The following is a 16,254-nucleotide window of genomic DNA, read 5'->3' on the forward strand; positions in this document are numbered from 1 at the left end:
TAGATCAAATCTAGGCAGTTCGTTTACCCTGGTCAGTTTCATCCGGCGAAGGTGGGTCACTTTACCCGGCTTATCCAATGGGGTGACCACCCATCGATATATTTTTAGGGATTATGGGACGGTATCCAATAAATTGGCCTTGAGGTCCTTTACAATGATCTCTGCCACCAAATCCCTCCCATGGTTGTTCCAATGCCTATCATAAACCAAGGTGGTCTTTCTCTTTGAAGCGTTCAGATCAGCCCCAAAATCAATGTATTCAAACCCGTTTGTGTCCAAATAATCCAAAAAAAGTGATGGCGTGGTGGCCACATCCATCAAAAGAACAGTTTTTTCTTTATCGTAGCCATACAGGGACACTAGGTTCTTGAAATTCACAAGATACATCCTATCTTGTTTCCCTTCATCGTTTTTATCTTTTTTTGGGGGTTCACCTCCATTGCCCCCCCGTGCCAAGGCCATTGCGTCCCTCATCAAGTTTCTGGCCGGATTCAAAACACCGATCTCGGAAAAGTAAATCAACAATTTGCTTTTCTTCAGCAATTTATTGACAGGTGATTCCAGGTTCAGTCTGGATTCTTCAACAAAATATTCCCCACGCGTGAGGTCGTTTGAAAACTTCAGCTTGATATAAATCCTATCGATCAATCCAAAATCCTCTTCATATGCCTTGATCAAATGGAGCTGATCGGCCATATCATAGCCCGCATAACCATATTCAAATACCTTGACCCTGTCATCGAGTCTTTGTTCAATTTTTCTACCTATTGATATTTTATAAGGTTGATGAAACCCTTCTATGAATGAATCCCCCACCAATGCCACCTCAATCCCTTCCTCTGTAGGTATGAACTCTTGGTACGAATTGAATCCGGAGCTGTTGATGTTGTACCTGATAAAGTTTTGGTTCCTATTGCCTGTCACAGAATACCCTTCTTGGTTAGGAACCCATTTTTCTACACTCCTCCCATCAACGAAACGGGTGGGTTTGTCCTCTCCAAGATAAAATATCCTCACCAAGATCTCCAAACTGATGAGTATGAGAACAGAATAAATACCTAGCTGGGTTATTAATTTTTTCATCTTTTCTAAAACTGGAAATAAATGAACGATCTATCAAAACCACTGTCATAAAACAATAGCATGGTAAAAATCACCAAAGTATAGACTAAAAACCGCACTACTTTGGACTTGAATGGGAACGGGTTACGCTCATCTCTTCGGATTCTGTACTCGTAGAGGACAAATGCCACCAACAGTATAAAATAGTCCACCATTCTATATCCGTTGGGATGGTGGTAGGTCTCGTAATGGAAATTTGCGAATATTCCTTTTATGAACTGGAAAGAATCGGTCAACGATTCCGACCTGAAAAAGATACGGGAAAAAGTCACAATACCAAAGGTCAGGATCAGCTGCCCCAGTTCGGTGAGGGTGGGGAAAAAAGTATTCTCTCCCACCACATTGTCCTTATACATGGTGTTGCGCCCCATCAAAAACACCGGTATATATGCCAGTGCGTGAAAGCCACCCCAAAATATGAAGGTCCAGTTGGCACCATGCCAAAACCCACTGACCAAAAAAATGATACAGATGTTCCTGACCGATTTTAACTTGGTCACCCTAGACCCTCCCAAAGGAATATATAAGTAATGCCTGAACCAAGTGGAGAGTGACACATGCCATCGCTGCCAATATTCGGCAACGTTTCTGGAGAAATTAGGAAATTTAAAATTGGACATCAGCTCCACCCCGAACATTTTTGATGTGCCAATGGCTATATCCGAATATCCGCTAAAATCCCCATATACCTGAAAACTGAACAAGGTCACCCCTAAAATGAGGGTGGATGCAGAATGAGTGTCATAATTGAGAAAAATATCGTCCACAATCGGTGCTATCCCATCCGCTATCACCATTTTTTTGAACAAACCCCATAAAATCAGTTTTAGCCCTGCAACTGTTTGCTCATAGCTAAAGGTCCTTTTATTGGTGATTTGATGGAGAAGATTGGATGCCCTTTCAATCGGGCCCGCAACCAATTGTGGAAAAAAGGCGACAAAAGTGGCAAACGACAAAACGTCTTGGCACGGCTTTACTTTTTTATAATACACGTCCAAAGAATAGGACATGGTCTGGAATGTGTAAAAAGAAATTCCCACCGGGAGGATTATCTGTAAGGTCCATGTACTATGAATGGTGTACCCCAACATTTCAAAAAGATCCACAAAGGAATCCACAAAGAAATTATAGTACTTGAAAAACCCCAGCAATGATATGTTGAAGATCATACTGACCCACAACCATGCCCTTTGTATGTTCCTTTTCCCTTCGTACTTGTAGATCATGAGGCCTACAAAGTAATCCACCAATGTACTTGCCAAAATAAGGAAGAGGAACCTCCAATCCCAAAGACCATAAAAATAGTAACTCCCCACCAAGATCAAGGCATTCTGTACCTTGACCTTTTTATGAAACACAAACCAATAAAGCACAAACATTATTGGTAGGAATATGAAATACTCTAGCGAGTTGAACAGCATGAATGCACTACATATAATTAAAATTCTATAATCTCAAACTCAGACCTCCTGTTCTTAGCATGCTTATCCTCAGTACAATAAACTCCATCCTTACATTCATTGACCAGTCTGGTCTCCCCGTAGGCATCATGGCTGATACGTTCTGCTGAAATTCCCTTGGACACCACATATTCCACCGTGCGTTCCGCTCTGCGCTCCGATAGCCATTGATTGTATTGATGGGTTCCCCTTGCATCTGTATGCGCAGTAACTTTGATGGCAATATTGGGCTCATTTTCCATAATGGACACCAATTGGTCCAACAACTCCTTGTCTTTTTGGGTGAGGTACGAAGAATTCAGCTTAAAGTAAACGCTCCCCAAATTATTGATTTTATTTTGTAGTGCGGCACGTCGGGCCTCTTCCACATCCTTTTTTGCCTTTTCAGCAGCGGCCAGTTCTGCGGCTTCCTTTTCTTTTTGCAAGCGTTCGGCCAGTAAACGTGCTTCTTTTTCTGCATTCGCTATGGAATCCTGGACCTTTTGCTGTTCTTTCTCCATTTCCTCCAACAAGGCCAGTTTTTCTTGCCCTTTTCTGGAAAGCTCCTTTTCCACGTCAAAACGATAGGCCACTCCTAGGGCATGCTGTATATGATTGGTGGCATTTTCCGTGCTCATGGCCCATTTTCCGGTCGTGTTGACATCCAACCCCCAATGGTCCGAGAACCATGTCCTGAAACCCAACACAGCATTGTAGGTGCCCCTGCCCTGGTCATTGGCATCGGTATAACCCGCACCAATTCCGACATAAGGATCAAAAAAACCTGTCTCGCCCAAGATCTTGTTCAAATCATAGCTTATGCGGAAATCCACAGAAAGATAATCTACATCATCGGCTAGTTCAATTTCATCAACAACCTTCCCTCTTTTATATACATTATACGATCCTATCGCTTCGAATCCTACACCGTTTTTCAGATAACGCCCAATATGAACCCGGGATGGATAGGGAGCTATGTTCCATGCATCCCGAACATCAAAAAGTTCCCTGAATTCGTCTCCTGAGTCATCAACAATATTCATCCCCAAACCTACCAGCCAATAACTTTCGACAATACTATCCTTTCTTGTCAAACCCCTTTCTTGTGCATGGAGCTGGAGCACAAAAATGAACAGGAACGTGCTTATTTTCAAATGGACTCTTTTCAAAAAGATATACTTTACAATTTCGTTGTTAAAGCTATATCAACTCGTCCTACGGTTAAATTTTGCACTTTTAAGTGCGTTTTTATTCGACAAGAAGCAGGAAAGGATTTTGCAACATTATCAATCGACCTGTTGAAAAACGATCGCTTTATCGGTAAGGGGCATTTTATATAGATAAAAAGGGGTGGTGATGGGCTTCGTTTCCTCAGGCTTCCCAGTTTTGCCATCCATTAGTATGCCCACAACAAATTCAGTCTCGGTTTCCTTGATCTTGGACAATCGTAGCGATTTTTGACCTTGTTGCTCGCCCAAGCATATCAGCAGTACCATTTCTTGGGAAAAATCGACCATGGGCACAGGGAGTCCCGGTTTTCGGGTCCTGTTGATCTGTGAATAGAATTTGTTCAGTGATTTGGTATCACGTATTTCCCGGGCTTCAAATGCCCCTACTCCGGAATATCCATCCTGCTCCAACACAACCAGGCCCTCAATCTCTTTGCCCAAATGCTTTTGGGCATTGCAGGACAGCAAGCATACCAATGTAAGGAACAGAAAACGTTTCATGGTCAAAAGGTATTCTTAAAGCGGGACTTGTATGCCTTTTCATAGATTTCCTCATACAGGGGCAAAATATGGACAATATCAAACTTCGTTGCCACATTGTAGGCATTTTGCTTGAACTGTTCCAAAACCTTGTCGTCCTTCAATATCTTCAAGGCCTTTGCCGCCATGTCCTCCACATCGCCCACATTGGCCAAGTAACCGGATACGCCATCAACATTCACTTCGGGAATACCGCCGGTGTTGCTGGAAACCACGGCCACCTTGTTGATCATGGCCTCCAAAGCCGCCAACCCAAAGCTTTCTGTTTCGGAGGGCAAAAGGAAGAGGTCTGAAAAGCAAAGAATACGATCAATCTCGGTACTGTTCCCCAAAAACAACACCTTTTCCTTCAGGCCGAGCCTGTCGCACAACTGCTCCGCTTTTTCTTTTTCGGGGCCCTCGCCCACCATGATCAGCTTTGCTGGAATTTCTTTCTGGATGCGATGGAATACATTGATCACATCGGGAATGCGCTTTACCTTTCTGAAATTACTGATATGGGTGATGATGCGTTCATTTTCTTTCGCCATCAAGCTGCGCTGGCAGTCGGAATAATCCGGACTATACTTGGACGTTTCGATAAAATTGGGGACCACCTCGATTTCCCTTTCAATATCGAACAGTTCCAAAGTGCTTTTTTTGAGGGCCTCAGAAACCGAGGTGACCACGTCGGACTTGTTGATGCTGAACGTTACCGCAGGTTTGTAGAAAGGGTGTTTGCCCACCAAAGTGATATCCGTCCCGTGGAGGGTAGTGATCATCGGGATGAAGATGCCATATTCCTGAAGCATTTTTTTGGCCATATACCCTGCATAGGCATGGGGAATGGCATAATGCACATGCAGCAATTCTATATCGTAAAGCTTGATGGTATCCACCAACTTGCTGGACAGTGCCAATTCGTAGGGTTGATAATGGAACAATGGGTATTCCGGCACATGCACTTCATGAAAATGGATATTGTTGTCCAAAAGCCCCAAACGGACCGGTTGTTTATAGGTCACAAAGTGTACCTCATGTCCTCTTTGTGCCAAAGCGATGCCCAATTCCGTGGCAACCACCCCACTACCTCCGAAGGTGGGGTAACAAACAATCGCGATTTTCATCTGTCAGTATTTAATTTTTTTGCCATGGTCATTGCATTTCCCTGTAATTGAACTCCTTCAGCCTGTACCCAAACAGGAAGGTACTCTATCCGAACAAATCTAAGGCAATATTTATTGTCTAGTTGATAATGGAATCATAAATAGCCTGCTGGACACGTGTTCGTAATCCAGAACTTATCAGTAATGTGTTGGTCGCCGACGGATAGGTCCTGTTCGACAAAAAAACATAGACTATTTCCGTATCGGGGTCTGCCCATGTGAACGTGCCCGTAAAACCGCTATGTCCAAAACTTTTTCTGGACACACATCCACAGGTGGGACCACTGCTCCCCAATTGCGGCTTATCAAAACCTACTCCCCTTCTCACGTCATTATTGCAAAAATAACAGGTGTTGAATTTTTTGATGGTCCGTTCGTTCAAAAAGCGTTCCCCACCGTAAAAACCGCCCTGCAGGTACATCTGCATGATCTTTGCCACTTCATTGGCCGTACTGAAAAGTCCAGCATGTCCACCGACCCCGCCCTGCATGGCCGCTCCCATATCGTGGACATAGCCTTGCACGGTCTGATATCTGTAATAGTCGTCCTCCTCGGAAGGAACTATCTCGTCTTTTGGAATTTTTTTCAGCGGATTGAAGGTAGTCCGTTGCAGGCCCATGGGCTTGTAGAAAAATTCGTCCACCAATTCGTTTATCGGCCTTTGATAGGTATTTTCAATGTATTCCTTGAGCACATAGTAGGCTAAATCGCTGTACCGATAGCGGTTGGACTTCAAACTTTGCCGTCCTATCCTATTGTGGATGGAGTCCTTGTAGGCCCTAGTGAGGTACAAATGCTCCGCAACCTTGTACGGAAAAGCCTCCGAAGGGTTCTTGCTGTAAAATTCCGGGGAAGGTTTTCTGTCCTTGGTCAAGGTGTCGATATAAAAAGCGATCCAGGCCGGAAGCCGACCGTAATGTGAAAGGGCCTTCAAAACGGTCACATCCTTCAGGTCGGTGTCCACATAGCCAGGGATCAAGTCCTTAAACGTATCATTGAGCGCAATTTTGCCCTCCTCTTCCATTTTCATGATGATTGGCAGGGTGGCCAAGATTTTGGTCAATGAGGCCAAATCGTAAACGGATTCCTCGGTGATCTCCAAATCGGAATTGTACGTGGGTTTTCCAAAGCTCTTGTTGTAGATGACTTTCCCCTTTCTTGCCACCAAGACTTGGGCTCCGGGATACATCAAGGAATCAAGGCCTTGTTGCACCAAAGTGTCCACTTGGGCCAGTTTCTCCGAACTCATGCCCACCCGTTCGGGAATGCTGTATCCCAATCGTTGCAAGGATTCCAGTTTGACCCCTGTGCCGACCGGAAATTCGGTATGTGCGGAAACGGGCAGCTTGCCATTGGCTCCGATGGCCCCAAAAATGACCTCTGCCGTTTTTGCCTGTGCAAGGTCACTGTTCTGATAGGCCACCACGACCCCGTCCATGGTATCAAAGTTGAGCACATCCAAAAGTGCATAGGGCTTTGCGAACAAGGCCAAAATGGTATTGCTGGTACGGAGCCTGGATATTTCCTCCATCCAAAAGAGTTCGTTCTTGGAGAACTTATAGCCCTTCCAAGGGCTTTCATTGTTCTTGTGGAAACCAATGATCACCAGATTGTAATTGGCCAGTTCATTTTTATAGGCCGCAATATCCTTGGCCTTTATGTGGGTGACCTTATAATACTTGTTCATGGTTTCCAAAAAGGTGGAACCGGAATCGTCCCCAAACTGCACGTAGGCAATTTTTTTATTGTCCAGCTTCCTGATGGGCATCAGGGAAAAATTGTTCTTTGCCACGGTTATGGCCCCTTCGATTGCCTCTTCGTAGATCACATCGTTTTCAAGGGTGTTCAGGTCCTCGTATAGGTTTTCCAATTTTACGGGCTGGTAGTTGTTCAATCCTACCTTGTACTTGGCCATCAATATTTTCTTCACGGATAGGGCCAATCTTTCTTCGCTGATGACGCCTTCATTATAGGCCAAAATGAGCCTGTCCTTTGCCTTGGAGACATTTTCGGGCATCAAAAGCATATCGTTTCCTGCCAAAAAGGCCTCCAGTTCCACCTCTCCCTCATCCGCAAATTGGGAAACGGCTTTCATGTTCAGGGCATCGGTGAATATCAAACCCTCAAAACCCATTTCTTCTTGCAACAAGCCAGTGACTATGTCTTTTGAAAGGGACGATGGGTGTCCTTCCCTACTCTCCAGACTGGGTACATCCAAATGGGCTATCATCACGGAACTCAATCCATGCTGCATCACTTTTTGGAATGGGCGTAGCTCTATGGAGTCCAGCATTTTCCTGGAAGAACTAATAATCGGGAGTGCCTTGTGCGAATCCGTGGCGGTGTCGCCATGGCCCGGAAAATGCTTGCCACAGGAAAGGACTCCCGCTGCTTCCATTCCCTTCACAAAGGCAGTACCTTTTTTTCCCACATTGATGGGATCTTCCCCAAAGGAACGGTTGCCAATGATGGGGTTCTGCGGATTATTGTTCACATCCAGATCGGGTGCAAAGTTGATGTGCACCCCTAGCCGCTTGGCGTGTTGGCCTATCTGATGGCCCACCTTTTCCACCAAAGTACTGTCTTGAATGGCTCCTAAGGTCATGTTCCAAGGAAATGCATAGGTGGAATCCAGACGCATGGCCAGTCCCCATTCCGCATCCATGCCAATCAGTAAAGGAACCTTGGACTGCGATTGGTATGCATTGGTCAATTTGGCTTGCCGCACAGGGGTTCCGGTCAAAAAAATGACTCCACCGATGCCCAATTCCCCGACCAATTTCTGAATTTTGTCCGTGGAAGCTTTGTCCTGATTGGAGGCCACGCTCACCATGAACAATTGACCGATCCGCTCTTGAAGGGACATGTTATTGTACTTGTTTTCCACCCACGCCATCTGGGCAAGGGAATCTTGGGTCACCAAAGGGTTCTTTTGACCCATGGTCTGAAAACAAAACAATATGAAAAGGGAGAAAAATAGGGTTGACCGCATAAATATCTTGTCTAGGACATGAACTTATAGCTGATAAAAATATTGCATTTGGTCGAGAAATGCACAGAAATTAAGATACTTTAAGATTGCCTTACACGAAACGGGAATGCCAACTTTCGCTGGCGGGCACTTCCCAATGTTCGAGATATTCCTGCTTGGTGGCCACTAAATTATTGAACACGATGGTATTGGGGGAAACGGACTTGTCCTTGGCCATCTTTTTGAAATCCTTCAAGGGTTTGTATGCAATGAACTCCCCTTGTTTGAAGGAAACGTTCATCCGGTCCATGAGCTCCACATTGTACTTTTGCTCCAAAATCTGTATAAAATGGACCGAAGCATCTATGGAACAGCCAGATGCACTGGCACTGGTCTGGTCCAGGCCTATCACGATAAATCGCTTGTATTTGATCTCAAACCCGGCATGGAGTTCACTGCCGTGGGCAGTCCATTCCTTTAGGAAATTGGACAAATTTTCTTCTATTTCCTGTATTTCAGTATCCGTGAAACTACGATTGGACTGATAGATCCAAATCCTTGAGTGTTCCGGTAAGTCATTAAAATCGACCAACATATCAAATTGAATTTGCTAAAAGTTCAGCTACGTCCAAGACCGTAACACTACCTTCTTTTTCATGTGCCTTTATGCCATCTGTCATCATCGTATTGCAATAGGGGCATCCGGTTGCAATGATGTTGGGGTTGATTTCAAGGGCCTGTTTAGTACGTAGCACATTGACGTCCATATCTCCCTTTTCGGGCTCCTTGAACATTTGTGCCCCTCCTGCCCCACAACACATGGCGGTTTTCTTGTGGCGCTTCATTTCCACCAATTCCGCATTGGTCTTGGCGAGTACCTCCCTTGGGGCCTCATAAACGGAATTGCCCCTGCCCAAATAGCATGGATCGTGAAACGTGATGCGCTTTCCTTTATAGGTTTTGGCTTCCAAGGTCAGACGCCCTTGGTCCAAAAGTTCTTTCAGGTATTGCGTATGGTGGATGACCTCGTAAGTGCCTCCGAGACTTGGGTATTCATTTTTTAGGGTATTGAAGGAGTGCGGATCACAGGTCACGATGCGTTTGATCTCGTAGCCATTCAACAATTCAATGTTCATCATGGCCTGCATTTGGAACAGGAATTCATTCCCCGCCCGTTTGGCCACATCTCCTGTTGAGCTTTCCTCTTGACCCAACACGGCAAAATCCACATTGGCCTTGTTCAACAACTTCACGAATGCCCTGGATATTTTCTTTGCCCTATCGTCATAACTTCCGGCAGAGCCCACCCAAAACAAAATTTCGGGCTGTTTGCCTTCCGCCATAAACTCCTGCATGGTCTTCACCTTCAATTGTTCGTCCATAGTGCCAGTTTTATTCGTTTACCCAGTTCAAACGGTCCATTTGGTTGTAGGGCCAAGGTGCCCCGTTGTTTTCGATATTGGACATCATGTTGTTCAGTTCCATGGGTGCTGCGGACTGTTCCATCACCAAATACCTGCGCATTTCCACAATGATGGACAGGGGGTCGATACTCACAGGACATGCCTGCACGCAAGCGTTGCAAGTGGTACAGGCCCAAAGTTCTTCCCTGCTGATGTAATCGTCGAGCAATTGCTTTCCATCGGCGACAAATTCTCCCTTGTTGGCATCCATGATCTTGCCCACTTCTTCCAATCGGTCGCGGGTATCCATCATTATCTTTCTAGGGGACAGTTTCTTCCCGGTCATGTTGGCAGGGCATTCGGAGGTACAGCGACCACATTCGGTACAAGTGTACGCGTTCAGTAGTTGTACCCAATTGAGGTCCATCACATCGGAAGCCCCAAATTTTTCAGGGGCAGCGGCATCAGGATTGGCCGGAGCCGCAAATGGGTCCGCATTGGGGTCCATCATCAGTTTCACCTCATTGGTCACCGATTCCAGATTGTTGAACTGTCCCTGCGGTTTCAGTTTTCCATAATAGGTGTTCGGAAAGGCCAAAAGGATATGAAGGTGCTTGGAATAGTACAGGTAATTCAAAAAGGCCAATATGCCCAAGATGTGCAACCACCAAGCCGTCCTTTCGATGGTTATCAAGGTGGAAAGCGAGAGACCTTCGAACAATGGGGTTATGAATTGACTGACGGGAAAAGCTCCCGCCTGTACGTAATGTTCAGCTCCCATCTGTTGCAATTGGTAATCCGCGGCGTTCATGGTGAGGAAAAAGACCATGAGCACAAATTCTATATAGAGGATGATGTTCCCATCTTTTTTGGGCCAACCCTTCATCTCTGGTTTGATGAACCTTCGGAGCTTGATGATGTTCCTCCGGACCCAAAAAACGGTAACGGCCACTATCACCAAAAGGGCCAATATCTCAAAGGATCCTATCAAAAAATCATAAAATGACCCCAATTGGGAAAACAGCCTATGGGTTCCCCAAATTCCATCCAAGATAATCTCCAGTACCTCAATGTTGATGATGATGAACCCTAGATAGACAATAATGTGCATGAGACCGGCTATGGGCCTTACCACCATTTTGGTCTGCCCCAAGGCAATCTTTGCCATGTTCTTCCATCGTTGGGGCTTGTTGTCGCCCACATCGGCTTCTTTACCCAACTTGATGTTTCTGACCAGCTTCTTCACATTGCGCGCAAAGAACCCAATGCCCAGAACCAGGGCTATGGCGAAGATTATGTTTGGGAGGTATTCCATTAATTTTCTTGATTTTCCTCAGCCGGGTCGTCCTCTGGGAGGGTGTACTCCTTCTGTTTTTTTCCGAAAACGGAGACGTTCACGTAGCGTTTGGGGTTCAGCCTGAAATCCTGCAGCAAAAGATCTAGTTCCCTTGAGGCCTCGGCCAAGTTGTTGTAGAGGGCATCATCCTTGTGCAACTTGCCCAAAGAGCCTTCTCCCCTTTCTATCTTGGCGAGTATGCCGTTCAATTTGTCCACCGTAGTCTGGAAGTTGGTCAGGGTCCCTGCCAGGTCCACACTGGCCAGGGAATCGGAAAGTTTGGAAAAGTTGGAGGTGATCTTGTCCACATTTTTCAAGGAGTTGTCCAATTGCTCCTTGTTGTTTTCCAAAAGCACGTTCAGCTTGTCCGCACTACCCTTGAAGGTCCCGATCAGCTCGTTCAACGAAATAACGGTCTGCTTGAGCTCCTTTTTGGTGGGCTCGTCCAAAATATCATTGACGTTCATCAGAAGGGAATCCGCATGGGATACCGCTCCTTCCACTTTTTGCTGTAAAGGGGTCAGTTTTTGCTGTACCAACTCGGTAAGTCCCGGTTTGATCTTGGATGGCAGGGTATCCCCTGATTGGGCCCTTGGCGCTTCATCAAAAATCGGGATGATCTGTATGCCCTTGCCTCCTATGATACCTGTATCGAACAATTCCGCGACACTGTTCTTTGAAAAATCAAATTCGTTGCTCACGGTAAATGTCACCAACAGTTTTCCTGAACTGTCCTTAAAATTGATGCCGGTGACGTTGCCCACACCATAGCCATTGATGGACACCTGTGTGCCGGGCTGAAGGCCGCCCACATTGTCATAAACAGCATAAAATGTTTTATTGTTTTCAAAAAGTGGAGATGATTTAAGATAGCTCAGCCCAAAAATAAAGGCCACGATGCCAGCAATCACAATAATCCCAGTTTTGATTTCCCTGGATAGTTTCAAAAGATTCGGTTTATGATTTAAACAAATTTAGGAATATTTTTTACAAGGTATCCACAGATATTCAATTCTCATTCAAGAGCTTTGGACAGGGGCACCCTGCTTCCATTTTTATAGGCCACGATATAGGAGGTGGTATAGCCTTTGGCATCTGCCCTTGCCTTCAGTCGCTTGGCTTCTTCCAAGGTGCTGGCATTCCCATACAGATAGCGGAACAGGTTTTGGTAGGGTTCTTTGGACAGCTCATCCAAACCGTTGAAATTTTCACCTTTCAAGGGAATATTCTTTGCGCTGGCCATAAGCTGCACCTTGAACACCACATCCGACCGTGGTGCAGTTGACACTTCCTCGGTCTTGGCCGGTATATCCGCCTTGGCAGGCACTTCTTTTTTTACTTCTTCGCTGTTTGCACCCTTTCCACCATCATTTGCCTCCGGCATATCCACCACAACTTTGGCATCTTCTGGTTTAGGGGTTCCAACACTTGGCTCTCCTCCACCGCCCACTTCATCTTTATAGGCCAAAATGGCTGTTGCAATGGCCGTTCCCATTTCGTTCTGCCCCTTTTTTGAGTTGAGATAGCCCCCTTCGCTCTTGTTGGTCAAGAAACCGACCTCGACCAGCACACTTGGCATGAAGGTCTGATGGAGGACAATAAAACCTGCCTGTTTTACCTTTCTATCCTTTCTGCTGAGCTTTTTGGTGAAATTGTCCTGAAGCTTTTTTCCCAAATGGATGCTCTGGTCCAAAAATTCCTCTTGCATGATGGTCAATCCGATAACGGATTCCGGGGAGTTGATATCATATTCGGCATAGCGCTGCTCGTAGTTGTCCTCCAAATAGATTACAGAGTTTTCCTTTTTGGCCACTTCAAAGTTCTGCTGGTTGGCATGCAGTCCCAGCACATAGGTTTCGGCACCATAGGCATCCGAATTGTGTGCATTGCAATGTACCGATACAAAAAGGTCCGCGTTCGCCTCGTTGGCAATTTTTCCACGCACAAAAAGATCTATAAAAGTGTCATCGTCCCTGGTATAGACCACTTTGATGCCCGGGTGTTTTTTCAGTTCCTCCCCTATTTTGAGCACAATGGCCAGTGCAATGTCCTTCTCCAAATATCCGTTCCCGATATTGCCAGGGTCATGGCCACCATGGCCCGCATCCAATACCACTACAAATTCATCCTGTGGAGGTTCTACGATTTCATCAATGGCAAAAGAAGTGAATGGAAGTACCAAGAGAATGAAAACTAAAAATGCGGCCCGACTTTTATTCATAAGAACTGAGTAATTAGAAGTGTTCCTTAAGGTTAAAAATATTGTAATCCCCCGTAAGTAGAACAAAAAATATATGTAAGTTTGAGGCCAAAAACTGGGCCAAACTAGCACAAAAATAGGATTTATCACGTTGCAAGCAAACAAACATCTTTTAGTTTTCCTATTTGTTCTTCTATGTGGCAAGGCGACCCTAACAGCTCAGGAAGACCCCATTGTGCCTTTGCCCATCAAAGTTGTAGGGGATACGTTGACCGCTCCCCTGCTCCCCGCGAACATCCTGAACGACTCTATCGCCGTTGATTCTGTTGAAACCGATACCGTCCCTGAAAAACAACCTTTGTTGCTGGACAAGATCAAGTACAAGGCCAAGGATTATGTGAAGCTCAGCCAAAAGGACAACAAGATCTATTTGTACGATGAGGCGGAGATCTATTACCAGGACACGGAGCTGAAGGCAGGTGTGATCGTTATGGATTATGTGAAAAAGGAGGTATATGCCGGCCGAATAAAGGATTCTTTGGGCAACTATTCCCAATTGCCCTATTTCAAACAAGGGGAAAACGAGGTAAGGCCGGATTCCATACGCTTCAACTTTGATACCCAAAAAGCCTTGATATGGAACTCCAGGACCGAACAGCAAGCGGGTGCGGGGACATTGGGCAGTGATGCGATGAATGTCTATGCGGAGATCACCAAAAAGGAGAACGATTCCGTGTACTTTTTGTATGAAGGAAAGCTCACTACCTCTAAAGATACTGTTGATCCCGACTATTACATCAGGGTGCGGAAGGCCAAATTTGTGCCCAAAAAGAAGATCATTGCCGGATATAGCAATATGTACATCGTGGACGTGCCCACGCCCATTGCACTGCCTTTTGCCTATTTTCCCTTGACCACGGGCCGCGCCCCGGGGCTTATTTTCCCCACCTTCGGAAACGATCCCCAAAGGGGATATTTTATCCAGAACGGGGGGTATTACCTCCCCATCAGTGATTATGTGGACTTGGCCGTCACAGGGGATTTCTATACCAATGGGAGTTATGGTTTCAGGGGACAGTCCATCTATTCCAAGCGCTACAAGTTCAGGGGCAATGTGAATGTCAGCTACGAAAATCTTATCCAGAGCCAATTAGGTTTTAGTGATTACAGCAGAACGAGCAACTACAACATACGGATATCGCACACCCAAGACCCGAAGGCCAGTCCCAATTCACGGTTTTCGGCCTCGGTGAACCTGGGAAGCAGCCAATTTTTCACGAATTCGCTCAACCAAGTCAACCGGGACAATACACAAACGAACACCTTTGCCTCGTCCATAAGCTATTCCAAGACATTTCCGGCCTATCCGTCCGTAAACACCAGTTTGACGCTCAGCCATACCCAAAACTCAAGAACGCAACAGGTCAATATGTCCCTGCCTACCTTTCAGGCGAGCATGGAACGTATTTTTCCATTTGCCAAACGGGACGGCATCAAAAAGGGAATCATTCAAAATGTGAACTTTCAATATGATGTGAATGCCCAGAACAGCATCACTACCACCGAAGAGGACTTTTTTACCAGCAAAATGTTCGATGAAGCAAAGATCGGGGCCCGGCACAGAATTCCCATCGGAACCAACTTCAAGGTGGCAAAATACTTCAGTGTGAGCTTGAACGGAAGCTATGAGGACGTGTGGACATTGGAGACCATCCGTAGGCAATATGATGCGGAAGAAGACCGGGTGATTACGGACACCATTCCCGGTTTTGATCGTTTTAACCGATACAACCTCGGGGCCAGCATCGGAACCACTGTGTATGGGACTTGGGGTTTTGGCGAGGGCAAAAAAATACAGGCTTTGCGTCACGTCATGAGGCCTTCGGTGAGCTATAGCTATGCCCCTTCCTTTGAACAATTTTATGAAACCTATGTGGACGGGGATGGTGATGATGTACAGTACACTCCTTTCGAGACCAGCATTTATGGAAGACCTTCGCTGAGCAAGGGAAGTTCCCTTAGCTTTTCCCTACAGAACTCCCTAGAGGCAAAGGTCAGGGACAAAGATTCGACTGCGACCGAGCCCAAAAAGGTCAGTATCTTGAGCAACCTTACCTTCTCAGCCAGCTATAACCTAGAGGCAGATTCCCTCAAGCTGAGCCCTATCAATATGAGTGGGGCCACCGAGATCATCAAAAATGTGCCCATCAATTTTGCTGCTACCTTTGACCCCTATGCCATTGACAACAGTGGCCGTAGGATAAACACCCTGAACATCAAAAATGGTGGCGGTATTGCCCGATTGACCTCTGCCCGATTGAATACCGGTTTTTCCCTGAACAGCGAGATGTTCCAAAAGGGAGGGGCAAAGAAAAAAGATATTGATGACCAACAAGCCCCGGATTATGGGGCCAACCCTTTTGAACTGGACGGGGCACGTACTGGGGAACCTCACTTTGGCAATAAAGAGGGGGAAAATGAGGACGCGGACAATCCCATATACGGCAACAAACTACCCTGGGATGCCCGTTTTACCTACGTGGCCACTTACAACAACAATAACCGGCAGGGAGAAATCACCAACCACTCCCTCATGTTTTCGGGAAACATACAACTGTCACCTAAATGGGAAGTGGGCTTCAACTCTGGATACGATCTTAAAAATCAAGGTTTTGCAGATACCCGATTCAATTTCAAGCGTGACTTGGGCAGTTTTAGGCTGAGTTTTGACTGGACTCCCTTCGGACGTTACGAAAGATGGTATTTCTTTGTGGGCATCAAGAGTTCCATCCTCAGCGACCTTAAGTGGGAAAATAGGAGCCAGCCTTTCAGGAGCAACAGATAGTTTTTTTATAATTTTCAGCACTTA

12 protein-coding genes are annotated in these 16,254 nt (G+C 45.8%); 1 reads left to right on the top strand and 11 read right to left on the bottom strand.

Features of this window, described 5'->3' with window-relative positions; translation table 11 throughout:
- Window positions 1-111: 111 nt before the first annotated feature.
- The 11 genes from SD450_RS13990 to SD450_RS14040 form a co-directional block, all read right to left on the bottom strand.
- Window positions 112-1,083, bottom strand: coding sequence for a hypothetical protein (locus tag SD450_RS13990; RefSeq protein ID WP_318345079.1), 972 nt, complete (start codon window positions 1,081-1,083; stop codon window positions 112-114).
- 5 nt (window positions 1,084-1,088) lie between these two features.
- A complete protein-coding gene (locus SD450_RS13995; RefSeq protein WP_318345080.1) occupies window positions 1,089-2,501 on the bottom strand; it encodes an MBOAT family O-acyltransferase in 1,413 nt (470 codons plus the stop codon).
- Between the two features lie 59 nt (window positions 2,502-2,560).
- A complete protein-coding gene (locus SD450_RS14000; protein WP_318345081.1) occupies window positions 2,561-3,730 on the bottom strand; it encodes an OmpA family protein in 1,170 nt (389 codons plus the stop codon).
- A 117-nt stretch (window positions 3,731-3,847) separates the two neighbouring features.
- Window positions 3,848-4,291 carry a hypothetical protein gene (locus SD450_RS14005; protein ID WP_318345082.1) on the bottom strand — a complete coding sequence of 148 codons (444 nt, stop codon included), beginning with the start codon at window positions 4,289-4,291 and terminating at the stop codon, window positions 3,848-3,850.
- Window positions 4,292-4,293: 2 nt separating this feature from the next.
- Window positions 4,294-5,436, bottom strand: coding sequence for an N-acetyl-alpha-D-glucosaminyl L-malate synthase BshA (gene bshA / locus SD450_RS14010; protein WP_318345083.1), 1,143 nt, complete (start codon window positions 5,434-5,436; stop codon window positions 4,294-4,296).
- Between the two features lie 118 nt (window positions 5,437-5,554).
- Window positions 5,555-8,467, bottom strand: a complete 2,913-nt coding sequence (locus SD450_RS14015) for a glycoside hydrolase family 3 N-terminal domain-containing protein (RefSeq protein ID WP_404828248.1) — start codon at window positions 8,465-8,467, stop codon at window positions 5,555-5,557.
- A 91-nt stretch (window positions 8,468-8,558) separates the two neighbouring features.
- Window positions 8,559-9,041: an ABC transporter ATPase gene (locus SD450_RS14020; RefSeq protein WP_318345085.1), complete on the bottom strand. Its 483-nt coding sequence runs from the start codon at window positions 9,039-9,041 to the stop codon at window positions 8,559-8,561.
- Window position 9,042: 1 nt separating this feature from the next.
- Entirely contained in the window at window positions 9,043-9,828 is a 786-nt protein-coding gene (locus SD450_RS14025) for a (Fe-S)-binding protein (RefSeq protein WP_318345086.1), read from the bottom strand.
- Window positions 9,829-9,838: 10 nt separating this feature from the next.
- Window positions 9,839-11,164 carry a (Fe-S)-binding protein gene (locus tag SD450_RS14030; protein ID WP_318345087.1) on the bottom strand — a complete coding sequence of 442 codons (1,326 nt, stop codon included), beginning with the start codon at window positions 11,162-11,164 and terminating at the stop codon, window positions 9,839-9,841.
- Window positions 11,164-12,132, bottom strand: coding sequence for an MlaD family protein (locus SD450_RS14035; protein WP_318345088.1), 969 nt, complete (start codon window positions 12,130-12,132; stop codon window positions 11,164-11,166). Before SD450_RS14035 ends, SD450_RS14030 begins: the two co-directional genes overlap by 1 nt.
- Before the next feature lie 68 nt (window positions 12,133-12,200).
- Complete coding sequence (locus SD450_RS14040; RefSeq protein ID WP_318345089.1) at window positions 12,201-13,406, bottom strand: N-acetylmuramoyl-L-alanine amidase family protein; 1,206 nt, start codon at window positions 13,404-13,406, stop codon at window positions 12,201-12,203.
- A 130-nt stretch (window positions 13,407-13,536) separates the two neighbouring features.
- On the opposite strand from SD450_RS14040, the gene SD450_RS14045 reads away from it, so the two are divergent.
- Entirely contained in the window at window positions 13,537-16,230 is a 2,694-nt protein-coding gene (locus tag SD450_RS14045; protein ID WP_318345090.1) for a putative LPS assembly protein LptD, read from the top strand.
- Window positions 16,231-16,254: the final 24 nt, after the last annotated feature.

Origin of the sequence: Flagellimonas baculiformis, assembly GCF_033441575.1 — a bacterium.
In the GTDB taxonomy this organism is placed as follows: domain Bacteria; phylum Bacteroidota; class Bacteroidia; order Flavobacteriales; family Flavobacteriaceae; genus Flagellimonas; species Flagellimonas baculiformis.

Excerpts from the sequence above, each read along its gene's own strand:
- SD450_RS13990 (WP_318345079.1), bottom strand. The coding sequence starts at position 1,083 with ATGAAAAAATTAATAACCCAGCTAGGTATTTATTCTGTTCTCATACTC.
- SD450_RS13995 (WP_318345080.1), bottom strand. The coding sequence starts at position 2,501 with ATGTTTGTGCTTTATTGGTTTGTGTTTCATAAAAAGGTCAAGGTACAG.
- SD450_RS14005 (WP_318345082.1), bottom strand. The coding sequence starts at position 4,291 with ATGAAACGTTTTCTGTTCCTTACATTGGTATGCTTGCTGTCCTGCAAT.
- bshA (WP_318345083.1), bottom strand. The coding sequence starts at position 5,436 with ATGAAAATCGCGATTGTTTGTTACCCCACCTTCGGAGGTAGTGGGGTG.
- SD450_RS14015 (WP_404828248.1), bottom strand. The coding sequence starts at position 8,467 with ATGCGGTCAACCCTATTTTTCTCCCTTTTCATATTGTTTTGTTTTCAG.
- SD450_RS14020 (WP_318345085.1), bottom strand. The coding sequence starts at position 9,041 with ATGTTGGTCGATTTTAATGACTTACCGGAACACTCAAGGATTTGGATC.
- SD450_RS14025 (WP_318345086.1), bottom strand. The coding sequence starts at position 9,828 with ATGGACGAACAATTGAAGGTGAAGACCATGCAGGAGTTTATGGCGGAA.
- SD450_RS14030 (WP_318345087.1), bottom strand. The coding sequence starts at position 11,164 with ATGGAATACCTCCCAAACATAATCTTCGCCATAGCCCTGGTTCTGGGC.
- SD450_RS14040 (WP_318345089.1), bottom strand. The coding sequence starts at position 13,406 with ATGAATAAAAGTCGGGCCGCATTTTTAGTTTTCATTCTCTTGGTACTT.